Raw genomic sequence first — 17,474 nt, forward strand, 5'->3', positions numbered from 1 at the left:
CCTCTTCAAAGGGGCATTTTTTTAACATTCATAAATCGTTGCAAAACGAATGCTCCGAAAATCGTGATCTACCGCACATATCCCTCCACATCCACCGAAGCGAATGTCTACGCTTATAAGACGCCCGGAAAAACCTGTCTTTTAGAACACACAACCGGAGGTCCTTATCACCATGTTCAACCAGAAACTACAGGCTACCGAGAACATCGAGTTCGAGATTGCAGAAGAGCTGCGCTACGAGACCGATCCCTGCGAGTTGAAACTGGATGAAATGATTGAGGCGGAGCCGGAACCCGAAATGATCGAGGGGCTACCTGCCTCCGATGCCCTGACGCCTGCCGATCGTTATCTTGAACTGTTCGAACATGTGCAGTCGACACGGCTGTTTGCGGACAGCAAAACTTTCCCAGACTGCGCGCCGAAAATGGACCCGCTGGATATCCTGATCCGCTACCGTAAAGTGCGTCGTCATCGGGATTTTGACCTGGCGCGCTTTGTGGAGAATCACTTCTGGCTGCCGGAGGACTACAGTAAAGAGTATGTCTCTGATCCCGGCTTCTCCCTGAAAGAACACATTGATAACCTGTGGCCGGTGCTGACGCGCGAGCCGCAGGATCACATCCCGTGGTCGTCGCTGCTGGCGCTGCCGCAGGCCTATATTGTGCCCGGCGGGCGATTCAGCGAGACCTACTACTGGGATTCTTATTTCTCCATGCTGGGGCTGGCAGAAAGCGGTCGTAACGATCTGCTGAAATGCATGGCCGATAACTTCGCCTGGCTGATTGAGCGCTACGGACATATCCCGAACGGCAACCGCACCTACTACCTCAGCCGCTCCCAGCCGCCGGTTTTTGCCCTGATGGTGGAGCTGTTTGAAGAGGACGGCGTGCGCGGGGCGAAGCGCTATCTTGAGCATCTCAAGATGGAGTACGCCTTCTGGATGGACGGGGCGGACTCGCTGCTGCTCAACCAGGCCTATCGCAGTGCGGTGCGCATGCCGGATGGCTCATTGCTCAACCGCTACTGGGACGATCGTGATACGCCACGGGATGAATCCTGGATTGAGGACGTTGAAACCGCCCGTCATTCCGGTCGCCCGCCGAACGAGGTGTATCGCGACCTGCGCGCCGGGGCAGCCTCAGGATGGGATTACTCGTCCCGCTGGCTGCGCGATCCTGCGCGGCTGGCCAGTATCCGCACGACGCAATTTATCCCCATCGATTTGAACGCATTCCTGTTCAAACTGGAGAGCGCTATCGCCAATATCTCAGCGTCGAAAGGGGATAAAGAGACGGCTGAACTATTTCGCCAGAAAGCCAGCGACCGGCGCGCGGCGGTGAACCGCTATCTGTGGGACGAAGAGAACGGCTGTTATCGTGATTACGACTGGCGCCGTGAAGCCCTGGCGCTGTTCTCTGCGGCCAGCATTGTGCCGCTGTATGTGGGCATGGCGACGCATGAGCAGGCTGAACGGCTGTCCGATGCCGTTAAAGCCCGTCTGCTCACGCCGGGCGGTATTCTCGCCACCGAATATGAAACAGGTGAGCAGTGGGATAAGCCGAACGGCTGGGCACCGCTACAATGGATGGCGATCCAGGGGTTCAAGCAGTACGGCAACGACTCGCTGGGGGATGAGATCGCCTGGAGCTGGCTGCACACGGTAAACCATTACTACAAAACCCATCATAAGCTGATTGAGAAGTACCACATCGCCAGCAGCACGCCACGCGAAGGTGGCGGGGGGGAGTATCCGTTGCAGGATGGCTTCGGCTGGACGAATGGGGTGGTGCGGCGGTTGATTGGGTTATATGGTGAACCTTGAGCCTTGCCCCTCACCCTAACCCTCTCCCCTGAGGGGAGAGGGAAAAGTTAACGAATCACCTCATAAATGGCAGTCTGGATGGACTGCCATTTTTTTGTACTGGCATCGGGCTGCGTCTTCGCGCGGCGCGTTGCCATATCGGCGTCGTGCTGCTGACGTTTCACTACCGCCGGGACGGTACAGAATGCTTTCAGGTACTGCTTACGCATAGACGTCAGCGATTCGCCGTTCGCCATCGCATGGCTAAGCGTATTAATAAAGCGTCGGCAGGGCTTTTGCTCTGTCATTTGCAGGCGGTAGCGCAACATCACTTCCAGCACGTCATCGTAGCCTGCCGACAATGCCTCCTCCGTCCATGACATTTTCCAGTCCATGCCACCCTGCAAGAACAGGAGCGCCACGCGGGTATCGTTGCGGCTAATCGCTGAACGGAAGTTGTTTTCATCCCAGGTTACACCCATGCGCGTCAGCGTTTCTCGCGAGGAAGGCGTTTCGCGCATCTCCTGCACCGGCGCGGGAGATGCCGTGCTGGCCACAGTCGGCTGCGGTTTACTGCTGGTTACCAGCCAGGCTCCTCCCACGACAATCGCGATAACCATCACGCCAACCGCTCCCCACAGCACGCCGGAAATCAGCTGTTCGCGCTGCTCTGGCGTACGCGCGGCGCGCTGAGTCGGTTTCTCTATGCTGTCACGCACTTCAAACAGATCGCCGCCTGTTGTGCGGTCTATTTTTTGCGCCTTTTCCCAGAATGCATGCAGCTCGCTTTCATCCACCGCCATCAGCGCCGCCGGGTTAACGCGTGTCCGCCCTTCCTCAAACGCGCGCTGAACGGAGCGGGTGATCTGCGTGTAATAGCTGTCGAGCAGCTGGATTTGCGCCCCGCTCAACGGCTGCTGCACGGTGATGCTGTTGCGGATTTGACGGATATCTTCGAGGAAGGTTTGCAGGGTTTTGCGGGGTTCTACCAGCAGCGTCAGCATGTCCGGGGCGTTAAACAGCGACGCGTAGTAGCGGCTAAATTCTTTCTTATCCACCAGCAGCTGGGCCAGCTCACTAAATAACATGCCGCTCAGAACATCATTAATTTCACCGTTTTTCAGCCAGCGACGCACACGTTCAGCATTAAACAAGGTCTTAAGATGATTATTCAGCCGCACCGGATCGGGCCATGCCTGCTGTATCAATCCTTTTATCATCAGCTCAATGGCACGCACCTGTTTCTGCGCCTGGAGCTGGCTCGCCTTGTCTGGCACCCTCCCGGTATCGTAGGTCAGAAGGGGCTGTTGCAGACGCAGATATTCAAGGGATGTGACGAAGCGCATCGCCGCAATCAGCTGGTTTTCGCTGACATCCTGCCCGCTTTCATACTGGGGAACGCGCTGCTGAAGCAAGCGTAATTGCAGCGTAAAGGCCGTCATTTCCGCATCATTCAGGTTCAGCTTTCTGGCTACGGCACCCCACCCGCCCAGCCCCAGGCGGGCGCTATCCAGTTGTTCCAGAAACCAGCGTGGATCTTTTCCTTCAGAAACATGTACATTCAACAGAAGTAAGATTTCAACAGACGCCTGGCGGATCGCCGCCAGACAGTGTTCAAACTGTTCGCGGGTATGATGCGATGAGCTAATCATCATTGTTTTCCTTGAGAGACAATGAGTACCGCCAAAGCGGCATTAAAAGTCGTTTTTCTTTTTATTTATAGGAGGTTAAACATACCTGACTTTCTGTTGAAATAAAGTGACAACCCTATAATCATTTGCAATGTCTCCGGAGGATCGTCATGCCCGCCTTAACCACCGCGCGTCTCACCTGCTTGCCGCTGCAAGAGCAAGACTGGCCCTTTTTTCTGTCGCTACAGCAAAATCCTGACGTGATGCGTTTTGTCGCCCATGAGCGTAGCGAGGCTGACATTCGGGAGGCCTTTGTGTCTCGTCTGTTGCCGTGGGCACCGGGCAGCTCGCACTGGCTCTGCCTTGTGGTGCGTGAGACGGCCAGCCAGACGCCGCTGGGCGTAACCGGCTATGTGCACCGGGAAGCAGATTGTGCCGAAGTCGGTTTTCTCTTTGCGCCCTCTGCGCAGGGGAAAGGTTACGGCTTTGAATCTCTGCGGGCGGTGTGTGATTTCGCGCTGACCCAGGGCAATATCCGTCGGCTCACCGCGACCGTGACGGCGGGAAATATCGCCTCAAGGCGACTGCTGGAAAAAACAGGTTTTCAGCTGGAAGGTGAGTTGCGCGAGAGTTATTTCCTTTCAGGGCAATGGCATAACGACTGGCTATTCGGTTTACTGAAAAAGGAATATCCGTTCAGTAAAACCTGATCAACGGCCATTTGGCGGATATTCCCCGGGCTGTTTTCCCTTTATAGTTCCGCCATAAAGAGGAAACGCTTATGACGGGTTATGCAATGCAGATATCTTCTGCTGCAATCGCATTAATTAAAAAACAGCAGGGTCTTTCCCTGGAGAAATACCGTGACGAAAAGGGAATATGGGTTATAGGTTACGGTCACGTGATTCGCCAGTGGGAAAAATTTAACGGCCTCATCACGCCGACTGAGGCGGAGAATTTGCTTTTCAATGATATTCATTTATGTGAGTCGCTGCTGCGGGAAATGAACAAACGCCCATTAACCCAACAGCAGCATGATGCACTGGTATTAACGCTCTTCAGTTTTGGGGAAGATTCCCCTCTGCCAGAGAAGATCCTTCAGGCCGTCGCCCGGGTATAGTACATCGCGGCCTGCGTCCGGTTTTTGACATCAAGACGACGGAAAAGCGTCTCAAGATGGGCTTTTACCGTTGCCGCACTGATATTGAGATTACGACCTATCTCTTTATTTGACTCTCCGGCCGCCAGTAATTTCAATACCTCACGCTGGCGCTCACTTAACAATGACAGCTCATCATGAGAGGAGTGCTGGTTCATCCACTCGCCGGGAAAACAGACCATCCCTCGCGATACAGAATCCAGCACGGCGGAAAAGCGTTCGGGATTCGCATTACGAGGGATTATTGCCACCACGTTGCGCTGTAGCATTTGCTCAACCCAGCGAGGCTCTTTTTTCGTTAACACCAGCACCACGCGCGCTGTTGGAAAACGATTCATAATCTCTTCCGGTAAAGCCACACCGTTATCATGAATTAAATACCCATCTATCATGACGATAGCGGAAGGTGACGCGGATAAGTGTGCCCATAATTCATCAGTCTGACGAGTTCCTGTCAAATCTATTTCCGGAATTAATTTCTGCAAACTGCACTTCGCTCCATGAATAAATAATGACTGCCTGTCAAACATGATTACTCGCATCGTATTACTCCTCTGAGAATAGCGAAGGGGGATTCTACAGAGGCATTTTTTAAGAAAAAACTCAATGAATGGAGAGGTTACAATTCACCCAGCTCTCTTTATATCTTTCATCATTTAGACACACTTGCTTTAAGGATTTCCTTAAGAGGGTTCCCTCCCCCTTAAGTCTGAACATTACAGGAACATACCGCCTGAAACTTCAATACGTTGCGCATTCATCCAGCCCAGTTTGTCACTGAGCAACGCCGCAATGGCGTCACCGATATCATCGGGCAGGCCCACCCGTCCCAGCGCCGTCTGCGAGGCCAGCAGCTGGTTAAGCTCCGCATTATCCCTTACGCGTCCGCCTCCAAAGTCGGTTTCAATCGCGCCAGGCGCGATGATATTGACGGAAATTCCGCGCACGCCAAGCTCTTTTGCCTGATAGCGGGTCAGCACTTCCATCGCCCCTTTCATTGCCGCGTAAGTCCCTGAACCTGGCTGAGTAAAACGGGCCAGTCCGCTTGAGACATTCAGGATCCGTCCTCCGTCTTTTATGAGCGGCAGCAGCTGTTGTGTGAGGAAAAACGGACCTTTGAAGTGAATATTCACCGCATCATCAAACTGCGCTTCTGTCGTCTCGGTATAGGGTGCGAATAACCCTGTACCTGCGTTGTTCACTAAATAGTCAAAGGTGTCACGTTGCCAGACGTGTGTAAGGGTTTCCTTCACCTGTTGAGCGAAGCGCGCAAAACTTGCCGTATCGCCGACGTTAAGCTGCAATGCTGCCGCTTTTCTACCTTTTCCCTCAATTTCGCGTACAACTTCCTGCGCCTCCTGCTGACTGCTGTTCCAGGTCAGGATGATATCTGTCCCTTCCGCAGCAAGCTTCAAAACCGCATTTTTACCCAGGCCGCGGCTACCGCCCGTCACTAATGCAATACGTTCACGCATAATTCACCTCGTTTCGACTGCGATGAAGATTGAGAATGAGCTTATTAGATGGTAGAAAATCAATAAATAGTGCCGACAACGCTTCACTGTTTCATTTCAAACAACAATGACCCATATCTATGGATAAAATATACGCAATGCAGCTTTTCCTTCGCGTCGCGGAACTGGAGAGTTTTACCCGCGCGGCGGAGACGTTAAGCCTGCCGAAGGGGAGTGTCTCGCGGCAGATCCAGGCGCTGGAGAACGCGCTTGGCACTCAACTGCTGCACCGCACTACCCGCCGCGTCAGCCTGACGCAGGACGGCATGGTTTATTACGAACGCGCAAAAGATCTGCTGATGAATCTGGACGAACTGGACGGCATGTTTCTGCACGACCCTTCCACCATCAGCGGTCGGCTACGTGTGGATATGCCCGTTGCCATTGCACGAAATGTCGTCATTCCGAAACTGCCTGCATTTTTACAACAGTTTCCCGGCATTGAGCTTGAGCTAAGCAGCAGCGATCGTCTGGTCGATGTCATCCGCGAAGGATTTGACTGCGTGGTTCGCGTGGGAAACTTGAAGGACTCCGGGCTTATCGCCCGCCCGCTTGGGAAGCTTTCAGTGATTAACTGCGCCAGCCCGGATTATCTCACGCGATTCGGCTACCCTGAGACGCTGGATGATTTGGGCTCACACGCCCTCATTCATTACTCCGCCACGCTGGGCACCCGTCCTCTGGGTTTTGAGTATTTCAACGGCAGCGCGACCCAGTGGATAAAAACGGGAGGCGTTTTGACGGTTAACAGCACGGAAACCTACCAGGCCGCCTGTATCGCCGGGCTTGGCATTATTCAGGTCCCGCGCGTCGGGGTGCGTGATGCCCTGCGCACGAAAAAACTCGTTGAGATCCTGCCGCAATATCGGGCTGAACCAATGCCCGTCTCCCTCATTTATCCCCACCGCCGTAACCTCTCCCGTCGGGTGCATGTGTTTATGGAGTGGCTTACCGAACTCACAAAAAGTTACGTGGACTAGTCGCAAGCTATAATTCAGTAACATCCAGCTCAACGAAAAGGAAAATGCGCGTGACGCCGGAAAATAACCCGCAACGACCGACTCAACATTTAGATTATGAACCCATCAAAAAGATGGATAACGAGCCTGAAGCGCCGAAGGAGCCTGGAACGACCAGCAAAGCGCTGGGCACCGTGACCGGCATAGCCGAAAAAATTCAGTAGATACCCGCGATTGCTCACCTGATCCGCGCCGCTGAGCGCTTTAACGACCGCATGGGAAATCAGTTTGGCGCGGCGATCACCTACTTCTCTTTCCTGTCGATGATCCCCATCCTGATGGTGTCGTTTGCTGCCGCCGGTTTTGTTCTGGCGTCTCACCCGACGCTGTTGCAGGACATCTTCAATAAGATCCTGACCAACGTCAGCGACCAGACGCTCGCCACGACGCTCAAAAGCACCATCAATACCGCCGTGCAGCAGCGTACCACCGTGGGTATCGTCGGGTTGCTGATTGCGCTCTATTCCGGGGTTAACTGGATGGGCAACCTGCGTGAAGCCATTCGCGCCCAGTCGCGTGACGTCTGGGAGCGTACGCCGCAGGATCAGGAGAAGATATGGGTGAAGTATTTGCGCGACTTTATCTCGCTGATTGGTCTGCTGGTGGCGCTGGTCATCACGCTCTCTATCACCTCGGTCGCCGGTTCTGCGCAGCAGATGATTATCTCCGCGCTGTATCTGGACTACATTGAATGGCTGAAACCGGCCTGGCGCGGTATAGGGCTTGCTATCTCCATCTTTGCTAACTACCTGCTGTTCTTCTGGATCTTCTGGCGTTTGCCCCGCCATCGGCCGCGCAAGAAGGCGCTGATCCGTGGGACGTTGATTGCCGCCATTGGCTTTGAGGTGATCAAAATTGTGATGACCTATACGCTGCCATCGCTGGTGAAGTCCCCCTCCGGCGCGGCCTTTGGTTCGGTGCTGGGGCTGATGGCCTTCTTCTATTTCTTCGCACGCCTGACGCTGTTCTGTGCCGCGTGGATCGCCACCGCAGAGTATAAAGACGACCCGCGCATGCCGGGAAAAACCCACCACTGATGTCCTGTCGGGCTGATATTTCAGCCCGATTCATCATTTCAGCATATAAATCCAGACCGTAACTTTTATTTAACTCAAAACCAGTTTTAATGACTGATATTTAAAATGTGTGAAGCATTTCATGGAAGTGTTTTCGCTGGCCTGAAAATTATCCGCTTTTTGTTGCTTTTATGACCATGTCACGCCTTTGTTACAGATTGAAATGTCGCTTTTGCTGTGCCTAATATGGCCCTTCGTTCGTCCAAAAATAAGAAAATATTATGCAAGCAACAGCCACCACTCTTAACGAAGGGGCGGAACACGTTCCGGTCAACTCCCGCAATAAAGTCGTCGTCGCATCGCTGATTGGCACCGCCATTGAGTTCTTCGACTTTTATATTTACGCCACCGCTGCGGTCATTGTCTTTCCGCATATTTTCTTCCCGCAGGGCGACCCGACGGCAGCCACGCTACAGTCTTTAGCTACCTTTGCTATCGCCTTCGTTGCGCGTCCTATAGGTTCAGCGGTCTTTGGCCACTTTGGCGATCGCGTCGGTCGTAAAGTGACGCTGGTTGCCTCGCTGCTGACGATGGGGATCTCCACCGTCGCCATCGGCCTGCTGCCGACCTATGAAACTATCGGCATTCTGGCGCCTGTGCTGCTGGCGCTGGCGCGCTTTGGTCAGGGCCTGGGGCTGGGCGGGGAATGGGGCGGCGCGGCGCTGCTGGCGACCGAGAACGCCCCGGCGCGTAAGCGTGCCCTGTATGGCTCTTTCCCACAGCTCGGCGCGCCGATTGGCTTCTTCTTCGCGAACGGCACCTTCCTGCTCCTCTCCTGGCTGCTGACCGATGAACAGTTCATGAGCTGGGGCTGGCGTATTCCGTTCGTCTTCTCTGCCGTGCTGGTGCTGATTGGCCTGTACGTGCGCGTGTCGCTGCACGAGACGCCGGTCTTCGCTAAAGTCGCCGCGGCGAAAAAGCAGGTTAAAGTTCCGCTGGGGACGCTGCTGACCAAACACCTCCGCGTGACCGTGCTGGGTACGTTCATCATGCTGGCGACCTACACGCTGTTCTATATCATGACCGTGTACTCCATGACCTACAGTACCGCCGCCGTACCGGTCGGACTGGGCCTGCCGCGTAACGAAGTGCTGTGGATGCTGATGATGGCGGTTATTGGATTTGGCGTGATGGTGCCCATCGCGGGCCTGCTGGCGGATAAATTTGGCCGTCGTTCAAGCATGATCGTCATCACCTCGCTGATCATCCTGTTCGCACTGTTTGTCTTCCCGCCGCTGCTGGGTTCAGGTAGCCCTGCGCTGGTGATGGCGTATCTGCTGATTGGTCTGAGCCTGATGGGGCTGACCTTTGGCCCAATGGGCGCGCTACTGCCGGAGCTGTTCCCGACTGAAGTGCGTTATACCGGCGCGTCGTTCTCCTATAACGTTTCGTCTATTCTGGGCGCCTCGGTGGCCCCGTATATCGCCACGTGGCTTCAGGCGAACTATGGTCTGTTCTATGTGGGTGTCTATCTGGCGGCCATGGCAGCGTTGACGCTGATTGCGCTGCTGCTGACGCACGAAACTAAGCATCAGACTCTGTAAGCGAATGCCGGGTGGCGGCTACGCCTTACCCGGCCTACGATTCACATGTAGGCCGGGTAAGCGCAGCGTCACCCGGCAAGAACAGGCCACACCTTACTTCTTCATCTGCGACAAAATCGTCCGACACTGATTCGCTTCGCCTTCTGACGGCGAAATCAACGCCAGCAGCGCCGCCGCAGGGGTGACCAGCGTGGCGAGGGCGGCGGCAACCGCACCGCGCGCAATCAGCGGCCCGGCCTTCACGCCCGCCTGCGGATCTTTGAAGGTCCCGCGAACGTAGAGCGGCGAGCGCAGGGTGATGATGCGAATGCCTTTACTTTCCGGATCGATGGTTAAATCCAGCTGCTCGGACGCCATGCTGGCGGTACCGGTGATGTTGATAACCGCGTTTTCCGTGTCGAATGCGAAAATCTGCGGACGCGCCACACCGTTGACCAGGTCCACGTTTGCCGCCGCGCAGTTCACGCGCACTTCATCGTCTCCGAAGATTTGTCCGACGATGAAGTTACCGACGTTCAGCCCCAGGATCTCCATCAGGTTACGGCTCACCAGCCCGTCGTTCATTAGCAGCTTCAGGTTGCCGTTTCCGCTGCCTAACAGCGCGGCCACAGAGTTACCCGTGCCGCGAATGTCCGCATCGCCGTTCATCTCACCGAGGGTTTTCTGCATCAACTCCACGTCCGGCATCAGCTCTTTCAGCTTCAGACGACGCGCCTGGATCTCCGCCCTTCCCTGCATCGGCTTTTTATCCCTCTCCAGGTGGATATTCGAGGAAATGGTTCCCCCGGCCATGCCAAACTTCAGCGGTTGCAGGCGCAGATCGGCGTTTTTCAGGATGATATGGGTCGAGAGGTTGCTCAACGGCAGCGTGCTGCCATGCTCAATTTTACGTCCTTTGAAGCGCACGTCCGCATCCATTACGTCCCACTTGTCGGTTTCGAAGCGGTCATAGGGCAGCACTTTACCCGCAGGCTGAGCGTCCTTTTTGACCTCTTTTGACTTCGTGCCTTTACCCGAATCTACGCCAATCAGCGGACCAAGATCGGCCAGACGCAGCTGGCGGGATTCAACGTCCCCCTCCAGTTTCGGGCGCGGTTTTCCGGTGGTGTAGGTCAGCGTGCCCTGTATATCGCTATCGCCGATGCGGCCGTTGAACCCCCGGTAGTCAAAGACGGACGATTTTTCAGCGTCGATTTTTGCGACCAGCCGCCCGTCCGTTTCAAACGGCGGGGTATCCGGCAGCAGCACGCCGGTGAGATCGTACAGTTCACCCAGCGAATCCCCGGCAAACTTAAGCTGGAGGTCGACGCCGCCCATGTTCATCGGGTCGTTAACCGTGCCCACGAACGCCACGCGGGTATTGCCCGAGCGGAAGTCCGCCTGCACCGGGAACGGCGTGCCCTCACTCCTGAGCGCCAGCATGCCGCCGATTTTGCCTTTACCGGTCAGCGGCTGGCCGTTGTAGCGCCCTTTCGCTGTCAGGCCGAAGACGTAATCGCCAGCTTTGCTGTCATCGCCTTTGGCTTTGCTGCCCGTCACTTCGCTAAACGGCAGCGGCTTGCCCAGCGGATCGACGAGGATCTCCACGTCAGCCTTACTTACTTTATCGTCAATGGCGATCCGCCCCCGATCGAACAGAATATTGTCGAGGCGGAAGGACCATGAAGAGGGCTGCGCATTCGGATCTTTATCGCCGCTGCTGGCGAGATCGAACGTCCAGTTATTGGTTTTCTCCGACAGGCGAATCAGCCGCGCGTCGGGCTGCTGAAGTTTGATCCACGGCAGATACACCGTTTTGGTTAACAGGGCTAACGGCGCCAGCGTGGCTTCCACGCGCGGCAGGTGGATCATGGTCACTTCGGGGATGTCCGGCGGGTTGCCAAGAATGATGTCGTCAGCGTGAACGTGCGGCCAGGGCACCCAGCTTCGCCAGCCGGTTTCCTCTTTCTGACGCTCCCACACGACCCCCAAATCGCCACGTATTGCGAAGGGGCGGTTTAGCTCGGTCGAGACTTTCTGGTTGATGGTCGGTTTGAGGCGGTTCCAGTCAAACGTGGCGATAATGATGATTAAGACCACGATCAGCAACAAGAAAATCCCTGCTGTCCAGGAAATCACCCTGGTTGTTTTTGTCATTGTTGTCCCCTTTCCTGATGAACTTGCCTTTAAAACTATAGTTCAGACAAAGGGAAGCGGGCAGATCAGAGGGTGGTTATCACCTTTTCCAGGGTATCCATGGGGACAGGACGAGAGAGGAAATAACCCTGTGCCGCCGCTGCCGGAGAATTTTGCACGTCGCGCCACTCTTCCAGCGTCTCTACGCCTTCCACAATGACGCCCTGGCAATAGCGGTTCATCAGTTGCAGGAGCATCGTAAACAGGTTCCGTCCTTCCGGTGTCTGGCGCAGCATGATAAACAGATCGCGGGCCACTTTGATGTAGTCATAACGCACTTCGCTCAGGGCGGAGAAGTTGGCCATACCGGTACCGAAATCATCCAGCCACAGCGGGCCAAACTCACACATCGAGGCAAATGAGGAGTCCTGCGGCAGCTGAACATGTTCCACCAGCTCGAAGCGCATCCACGGCAAGGTGGCAATCAGCGCCTGCAGCGTCGCATTCTGACGTAACGCCATCAGGGTTGGGCCATCCACGTTCACCGAAGCCAGAATACCGTGCTGCTCGAAGAACGCCTGCTTCGTCGCCAGCATTCTCAACTGCTCTTCCAGCACGTCAATGCGCTGACGCACGGCAACCTCCGCAAAATAGCGGTCCGGCGCGATACGCTGCGAAGGGTTCGATGGATGAGTGACGACCGTTAACACCTCAATTGCCATTAACCGACCGTCAGTACGGTAGATAGGCTGATAGGTATACGCTCGCTCACATTGCAGCCAGTAGCGATGCTCCTGCAAGTTCTCAATACTTGCCTCAGGCGTAGTGCTCAGCCGCTGGATAACCTGCTCTGACTTCATTTCGGATGTCCTGTTGTATGGGATAGCCTTTCTGGACTCGTCACTGAGTTATCGGCCCGCCAGGTGAGAACTTTATGTTCAATTCAGCGGGAAAATGAAATTAAGATGACAGAAATATGCCGGAACACGCGCTGGCTCAAAAAAAATAATGGAACGTCGTTTTAATATGGTTGACCGTAAAAAACACACAGCGCACACTACCCTTAATTACTCTGTTCAGGTTCACGACTATGTCTAAGAAAATTGCCGTGATTGGCGAATGCATGATTGAGCTGTCCCAGAAAGGCGCGGAAGTCAGCCGCGGTTTTGGCGGCGATACATTGAACACCTCCGTTTACATTGCCCGTCAGGTCGCCCCCGACGCGCTGAGCGTGAGCTACGTTACCGCGCTGGGAACGGACAGCTTCAGCCAGCAGATGCTGGAGGCCTGGCAGGGTGAAAACGTTGAAACTTCGCTGATCCAGCGAATGGAAAACCGTCTGCCGGGTTTGTACTACATCGAAACCGACAGTACCGGCGAGCGCACCTTCTATTACTGGCGTAATGAAGCGGCTGCCAAATTCTGGCTGGAAAGCGATGCCGCCGCTGCGATTTGCGAAGAGCTGGCCACCTTCGATTACCTCTACCTGAGCGGGATCAGCCTGGCGATCCTGAGCCAGCAGAGCCGTGAAAAGCTGCTGTCACTGCTGCGCGAATGCCGTGCCAACGGCGGTAAGGTGATTTTCGATAACAACTACCGTCCGCGCCTCTGGGCCAGCCGCGAAGAGACGCAGCAGGTGTATCAGCAGATGCTGGAATGCACCGATATCGCCTTCCTGACGCTGGACGATGAAGATGCCCTGTGGGGTGAAAAGCCGGTTGATGAGGTCATCGCTCGGACGCAGGCCGCTGGGGTCAGCGAAGTGGTGATTAAGCGCGGGGCGGAGTCTTGCCTGGTGGCGGTGGCGGGTGAAGCCGTGACAGAGGTGCCGGCGGTGAAGCTGGCGAAAGAGAAAGTGATCGATACCACTGCGGCGGGCGATTCTTTCAGCGCGGGGTATCTGGCGGTACGTTTGACGGGAGGTACGCCAGAAGCGGCAGCGCAGCGCGGACACTTGACGGCCAGCACGGTGATTCAGTATCGCGGAGCGATTATTCCGCGCGAGGCGATGCCTGCTTAAGGAATGGGCGGGCTGATGCCCTCACCCTAACCCTCTCCCACAGGGCTGAGGGTTCCCCACAAATTAATGCGAGCACTGAGCAATCCCCTCGCCTCTCCGGGGAGAGGGTTAGGGTGAGGGGAACATACGGCGGTGGTGGTCATTCCGTTCACTTTATGTTCCTTGCTACTCTGTAACGACATGACCGGTGAACGTGCCAGGGTGGCTCAGTCGCCACCACCCTGGCGACCCGGGCTCCCGGCGGAAAATCGCCGCTTCGCGGTGCCCTCGGCTTATTCCTTCCGGCTTATCGGGTACGGGCGGAGGCAACGTCCCTGTAAAGCCGCCCTCTCGGCGCATCCCTGCGCCTCGCCCCGGCCGGAAGGCAAACGCCTCAGCGATTTACAGCCGGACCAGGGCATCGCTGACAGCCCTCAGTCATTTAGAAAGCAACTTTATTGCTTCTGCATAAAAAAATTACTGGGGATCCCTCAGCCCACAGGGAGAGGGAACGCAGGGCCTTACTGGCCCTGCGGAATATCGCTCGCATCCTGGTGCAAATCATCGGCCGCCGCCTGTACTGGCTGCGACGGCGTCGCCATGATGGCGTTCCAGGTGGCCTTTAACTCTTTCATGTCATATTCCGGCTCACCTTTCGGCTGCAACAGAATCAACGCCATATCCTGAGACAGCTGCTGCCGCAGATCCTGATTCAGCATCTCCACGGTCAGACCGTTCAGGAAATCCTGACGCAATTTCTGATACTGCTCCGGCGCGATATCCACGACCTGATTCTGTAAGGAGCGAATGCGCTGGCTGATTAAGATATCGGTATCGGCGCGGGCATAGGTGGCAAACAGTTTCTGCAATTCGAGGGATTTCTGCGCCACCAGGGCGTTAAATTCCTCTTCATACAGGCCCTCTTTACGCACTTTAGCCAGCTCTTTCGCCACCACACCGAGATTGGCATTCAGCTTATCACCCGGCGATTCGACGTTAATGGCGCACTGGGCGCGCTGGAACAGCACGCGGCAGTCAAAGCCCAGACCAATGTCTTTCACGTTGTTCTTGCTGAGCGTCTGCTGAACATGCCAGAACAGCGCTTCACGCGCCAGGTCCGCACGCCAGTAACGCAACAGCGCCGAGGACTCGCGGATCGGCTGCCAGGCGGTATCCCACATCATCGAAAGACGATCCTGACGCACGGTATCCGTCATGATACTGACCGTCTCAGGACGCAGCGGGGACAAAGTAGGAACAGGGGCGGGCGTTTCACGCTTCCCTTTTAGATCGCCAAAGGCTTTGTTGATCTGCTCTATCACCGCACGGCTGTCCACGTTGCCCACTACAATGAGGGTCATGGCATCCGGGGTGTACCACTGCTGGTAGAAAGATTTCACCTGCTCTGGATCCACCGGCTGTTTCAGCGGTTCTGCCGGGTCGTGTCCAAGCAGCGTGGACCCTTTCAGGCGGTAGCGCCACCAGCCTTCTTTGGTATCCGTCGGCCAGGTCGCCACCATGTCGCTGTTGCTCAACGCATAGTTTACGGTCTCAGGCGTAATCGCCAGTTTGCCGGTGGCATCGGATAGATAGGTAAGCGCTTCTTTAAGCAGATCGTTACGGTTGTTGGGCAGGCTCAGATTAAACATGGTGTAGTCATAGGAGACCACAGCCGGGGGCAGCGGACGTTTAGGATCGATGGCCTGTTGCCATAAAGAACGCACCTGAACCGCCTGAAAACTGCCGCTCTGGGTGAGCGCCAGTCGAGGAATAAAATGGCTTAAGCCGGTCTGCTGGGTGCTTTCAGTGAGGGAGCCGGTATTCACAGCCAGACGAATTTCAATGCGATCGCTCGGACGTTGCGGAGTGGATAACACCTGCCACTGGAATCCGTTCGCCAGTGTTCCCTGTTGCCAGGCCGGGTCTGGCTGGAGCGCATCTGCCTGCACATAACTGGCTGCTGCCATCATCAGCAAACCGCCGGTTAAGAGTCGAATTTTTGTGCCCTGCATGTGAACCCCTGATCAACATTCCTGGTTAAAGAGAGTGTCTCGCGACGTGAGCACTCAAAGATGACGATGAAAACCTTCCGATTAGACAGCGTGTTCGGCTAAACGTCACGGGCGGAAGCGAAATATACCCAAAAAAATTTTGTCGAAATATGACAGGTATGAGCGGTTATTATGCGCAGGTGCCCGCATCCCCACAAGGGAATACGGGCATTTATGAGGGATTAAGAGGATAAACCGGGGGTTTTGTCCTCAGATGTGCGATTATTCAGCGTATCGTTAAGTTTCTTGTGATCCAGCTCTTTTACCCACTTCGCCACCACAACCGTCGCTACACCATTACCAATCAGGTTGGTTAACGCGCGGGCTTCAGACATAAAGCGGTCGATACCGAGGATCAGGGCCAAACCCGCCACCGGCAGATGGCCAACCGCTGAGATAGTGGCCGCCAGCACGATAAATCCGCTACCCGTTACGCCCGCCGCCCCTTTCGAGGAGAGCAGGAGGACGACCAGCAGCGTAATCTGATGGAAGATATCCATGTGGCTGTTGGTGGCCTGAGCAATAAAGACCGCCGCCATCGTCAGGTAAATCGAGGTGCCGTCCAGGTTAAAGGAGTAGCCCGTAGGAATAACCAGCCCCACCACTGACTTACGGCAGCCCAGCTTTTCCATTTTATCGAGCATACGCGGCAGCGCAGACTCAGAAGAGGATGTGCCGAGGACAATCAGCAGCTCTTCACGAATGTAACGGATAAATTTGAAGATGCTGAAGCCGGTCGCACGAGCGATGGAGCCGAGCACCACCACCACAAACAGAATACAGGTGATATAGAAGCAGATAATCAGCTGGCCAAGCTGTACCAGCGTGCCGACGCCGTATTTCCCGATGGTGAAGGCCATCGCGCCAAAGGCACCAATCGGGGCCAGACGCATAATCATGTTGATGATGCCGAAGATAACCTGCGAGAAGCTTTCAATGACGTTAAAAATCAGCTGACCTTTGCTGCCAAGACGGTGCAGGGCAAAGCCAAACAGCACGGCAAACAGCAGTACCTGGAGGATATTTCCGCTGGCGAACGCGCCAATCACGCTGCTCGGGATCACGTCCAGCAGGAAGGCAACAATCCCCTGATCTTTCGCCTGTTCAGCGTAAACCGCCACCGCTTTCGCATCCAGCGTGGCCGGGTCAACGTTCATGCCCGCGCCAGGTTGTACCACGTTGACAATAATCAGGCCGATAATCAGCGCGATGGTACTGACAATCTCGAAGTACAGCAGGGCAACCGCCCCCGTACGCCCGACCGCCTTCATGCTTTCCATGCCAGCGATACCGGTCACCACGGTACAGAAGATGACCGGCGCGATGATCATTTTGATGAGTTTAACGAACGCGTCGCCAAGCGGTTTCATTTGCGCGCCCAGCTCCGGGTAGTAGTGACCGAGCAGAATACCGATGGCGATGGCTGTCAGGACCTGGAAGTAAAGACTTTTGAAGAGTGAGGTTTTCATAGGGTGTCCCTGGAAAGAATAACTACAGGCTTTGTAAGGTTATGGTTAACCTGCGGCTTTAAAATAACACCCACATAACAGGACAGAAATAAACGG

At 55.3% G+C, this 17,474-nt stretch carries 13 protein-coding genes and 1 pseudogene; 7 read left to right on the plus strand and 7 right to left on the minus strand.

Going from position 1 to position 17,474, the window contains the following annotated elements; all coding sequences use genetic code 11:
• Nucleotides 1–172: 172 nt before the first annotated feature.
• Nucleotides 173–1,822 carry an alpha,alpha-trehalase gene (locus ACQG1K_RS21345; RefSeq protein WP_063152548.1) on the plus strand — a complete coding sequence of 550 codons (1,650 nt, stop codon included), beginning with the start codon at nucleotides 173–175 and terminating at the stop codon, nucleotides 1,820–1,822.
• Between the two features lie 47 nt (nucleotides 1,823–1,869).
• On the opposite strand, the gene ACQG1K_RS21350 is transcribed toward ACQG1K_RS21345, so the two are convergent.
• Nucleotides 1,870–3,456 carry an STY4199 family HEPN domain-containing protein gene (locus ACQG1K_RS21350; RefSeq protein ID WP_032626868.1) on the minus strand — a complete coding sequence of 529 codons (1,587 nt, stop codon included), beginning with the start codon at nucleotides 3,454–3,456 and terminating at the stop codon, nucleotides 1,870–1,872.
• A gap of 146 nt (nucleotides 3,457–3,602) precedes the next feature.
• Between ACQG1K_RS21350 and ACQG1K_RS21355 the strand changes: the two genes are divergently transcribed.
• Both ACQG1K_RS21355 and ACQG1K_RS21360 read left to right on the plus strand, forming a co-directional pair.
• Entirely contained in the window at nucleotides 3,603–4,142 is a 540-nt protein-coding gene (locus tag ACQG1K_RS21355; protein WP_022649713.1) for a GNAT family N-acetyltransferase, read from the plus strand.
• A 71-nt stretch (nucleotides 4,143–4,213) separates the two neighbouring features.
• Nucleotides 4,214–4,552: a lysozyme gene (locus ACQG1K_RS21360; protein ID WP_022649714.1), complete on the plus strand. Its 339-nt coding sequence runs from the start codon at nucleotides 4,214–4,216 to the stop codon at nucleotides 4,550–4,552.
• Here the strand turns inward: ACQG1K_RS21360 and ACQG1K_RS21365 are convergent.
• Together ACQG1K_RS21365 and ACQG1K_RS21370 are read right to left on the minus strand one after the other, a co-directional pair.
• Complete coding sequence (locus ACQG1K_RS21365) at nucleotides 4,531–5,133, minus strand: response regulator transcription factor (RefSeq protein WP_022649715.1); 603 nt, start codon at nucleotides 5,131–5,133, stop codon at nucleotides 4,531–4,533. The genes ACQG1K_RS21360 and ACQG1K_RS21365 overlap by 22 nt on opposite strands.
• A 174-nt stretch (nucleotides 5,134–5,307) precedes the next feature.
• A complete protein-coding gene (locus ACQG1K_RS21370) occupies nucleotides 5,308–6,066 on the minus strand; it encodes an SDR family NAD(P)-dependent oxidoreductase (protein ID WP_367076321.1) in 759 nt (252 codons plus the stop codon).
• 119 nt (nucleotides 6,067–6,185) lie between these two features.
• Between ACQG1K_RS21370 and ACQG1K_RS21375 the strand changes: the two genes are divergently transcribed.
• From ACQG1K_RS21375 to ACQG1K_RS21385, 3 genes and pseudogenes are all read left to right on the plus strand, one after another.
• Nucleotides 6,186–7,085 (plus strand): LysR family transcriptional regulator, encoded by a 900-nt coding sequence (locus tag ACQG1K_RS21375; RefSeq protein WP_032621978.1) that lies wholly within the window; start codon nucleotides 6,186–6,188, stop codon nucleotides 7,083–7,085.
• Between the two features lie 50 nt (nucleotides 7,086–7,135).
• Nucleotides 7,136–8,161: pseudogene (gene yhjD, locus ACQG1K_RS21380) on the plus strand (inner membrane protein YhjD).
• A 260-nt stretch (nucleotides 8,162–8,421) separates the two neighbouring features.
• On the plus strand, nucleotides 8,422–9,744 hold the full coding sequence (locus ACQG1K_RS21385) for an MFS transporter (RefSeq protein ID WP_022649720.1): 1,323 nt from the start codon (nucleotides 8,422–8,424) through the stop codon (nucleotides 9,742–9,744).
• A gap of 93 nt (nucleotides 9,745–9,837) precedes the next feature.
• Here ACQG1K_RS21385 and ACQG1K_RS21390 read toward each other — a convergent pair whose 3' ends face one another.
• Both ACQG1K_RS21390 and pdeH read right to left on the minus strand, forming a co-directional pair.
• Nucleotides 9,838–11,880, minus strand: a complete 2,043-nt coding sequence (locus ACQG1K_RS21390) for an AsmA family protein (RefSeq protein ID WP_367076323.1) — start codon at nucleotides 11,878–11,880, stop codon at nucleotides 9,838–9,840.
• 65 nt (nucleotides 11,881–11,945) lie between these two features.
• Nucleotides 11,946–12,719: a cyclic-guanylate-specific phosphodiesterase gene (gene pdeH, locus ACQG1K_RS21395; protein WP_015571521.1), complete on the minus strand. Its 774-nt coding sequence runs from the start codon at nucleotides 12,717–12,719 to the stop codon at nucleotides 11,946–11,948.
• A gap of 230 nt (nucleotides 12,720–12,949) precedes the next feature.
• Here pdeH and ACQG1K_RS21400 point away from each other — a divergent pair, with 230 nt between their 5' ends.
• Nucleotides 12,950–13,879, plus strand: coding sequence for a sugar kinase (locus tag ACQG1K_RS21400; protein WP_022649722.1), 930 nt, complete (start codon nucleotides 12,950–12,952; stop codon nucleotides 13,877–13,879).
• A gap of 500 nt (nucleotides 13,880–14,379) precedes the next feature.
• Here the strand turns inward: ACQG1K_RS21400 and ACQG1K_RS21405 are convergent, their stop codons facing one another.
• Together ACQG1K_RS21405 and dctA are read right to left on the minus strand one after the other, a co-directional pair.
• On the minus strand, nucleotides 14,380–15,870 hold the full coding sequence (locus tag ACQG1K_RS21405; protein WP_367076326.1) for a M16 family metallopeptidase: 1,491 nt from the start codon (nucleotides 15,868–15,870) through the stop codon (nucleotides 14,380–14,382).
• Nucleotides 15,871–16,091: 221 nt separating this feature from the next.
• Nucleotides 16,092–17,378: a C4-dicarboxylate transporter DctC gene (dctA, locus tag ACQG1K_RS21410; RefSeq protein WP_022649724.1), complete on the minus strand. Its 1,287-nt coding sequence runs from the start codon at nucleotides 17,376–17,378 to the stop codon at nucleotides 16,092–16,094.
• Nucleotides 17,379–17,474: the final 96 nt, after the last annotated feature.

The organism is Enterobacter cloacae complex sp. 402C9 (genome assembly GCF_050030745.1).
GTDB lineage: Bacteria > Pseudomonadota > Gammaproteobacteria > Enterobacterales > Enterobacteriaceae > Enterobacter > Enterobacter intestinihominis.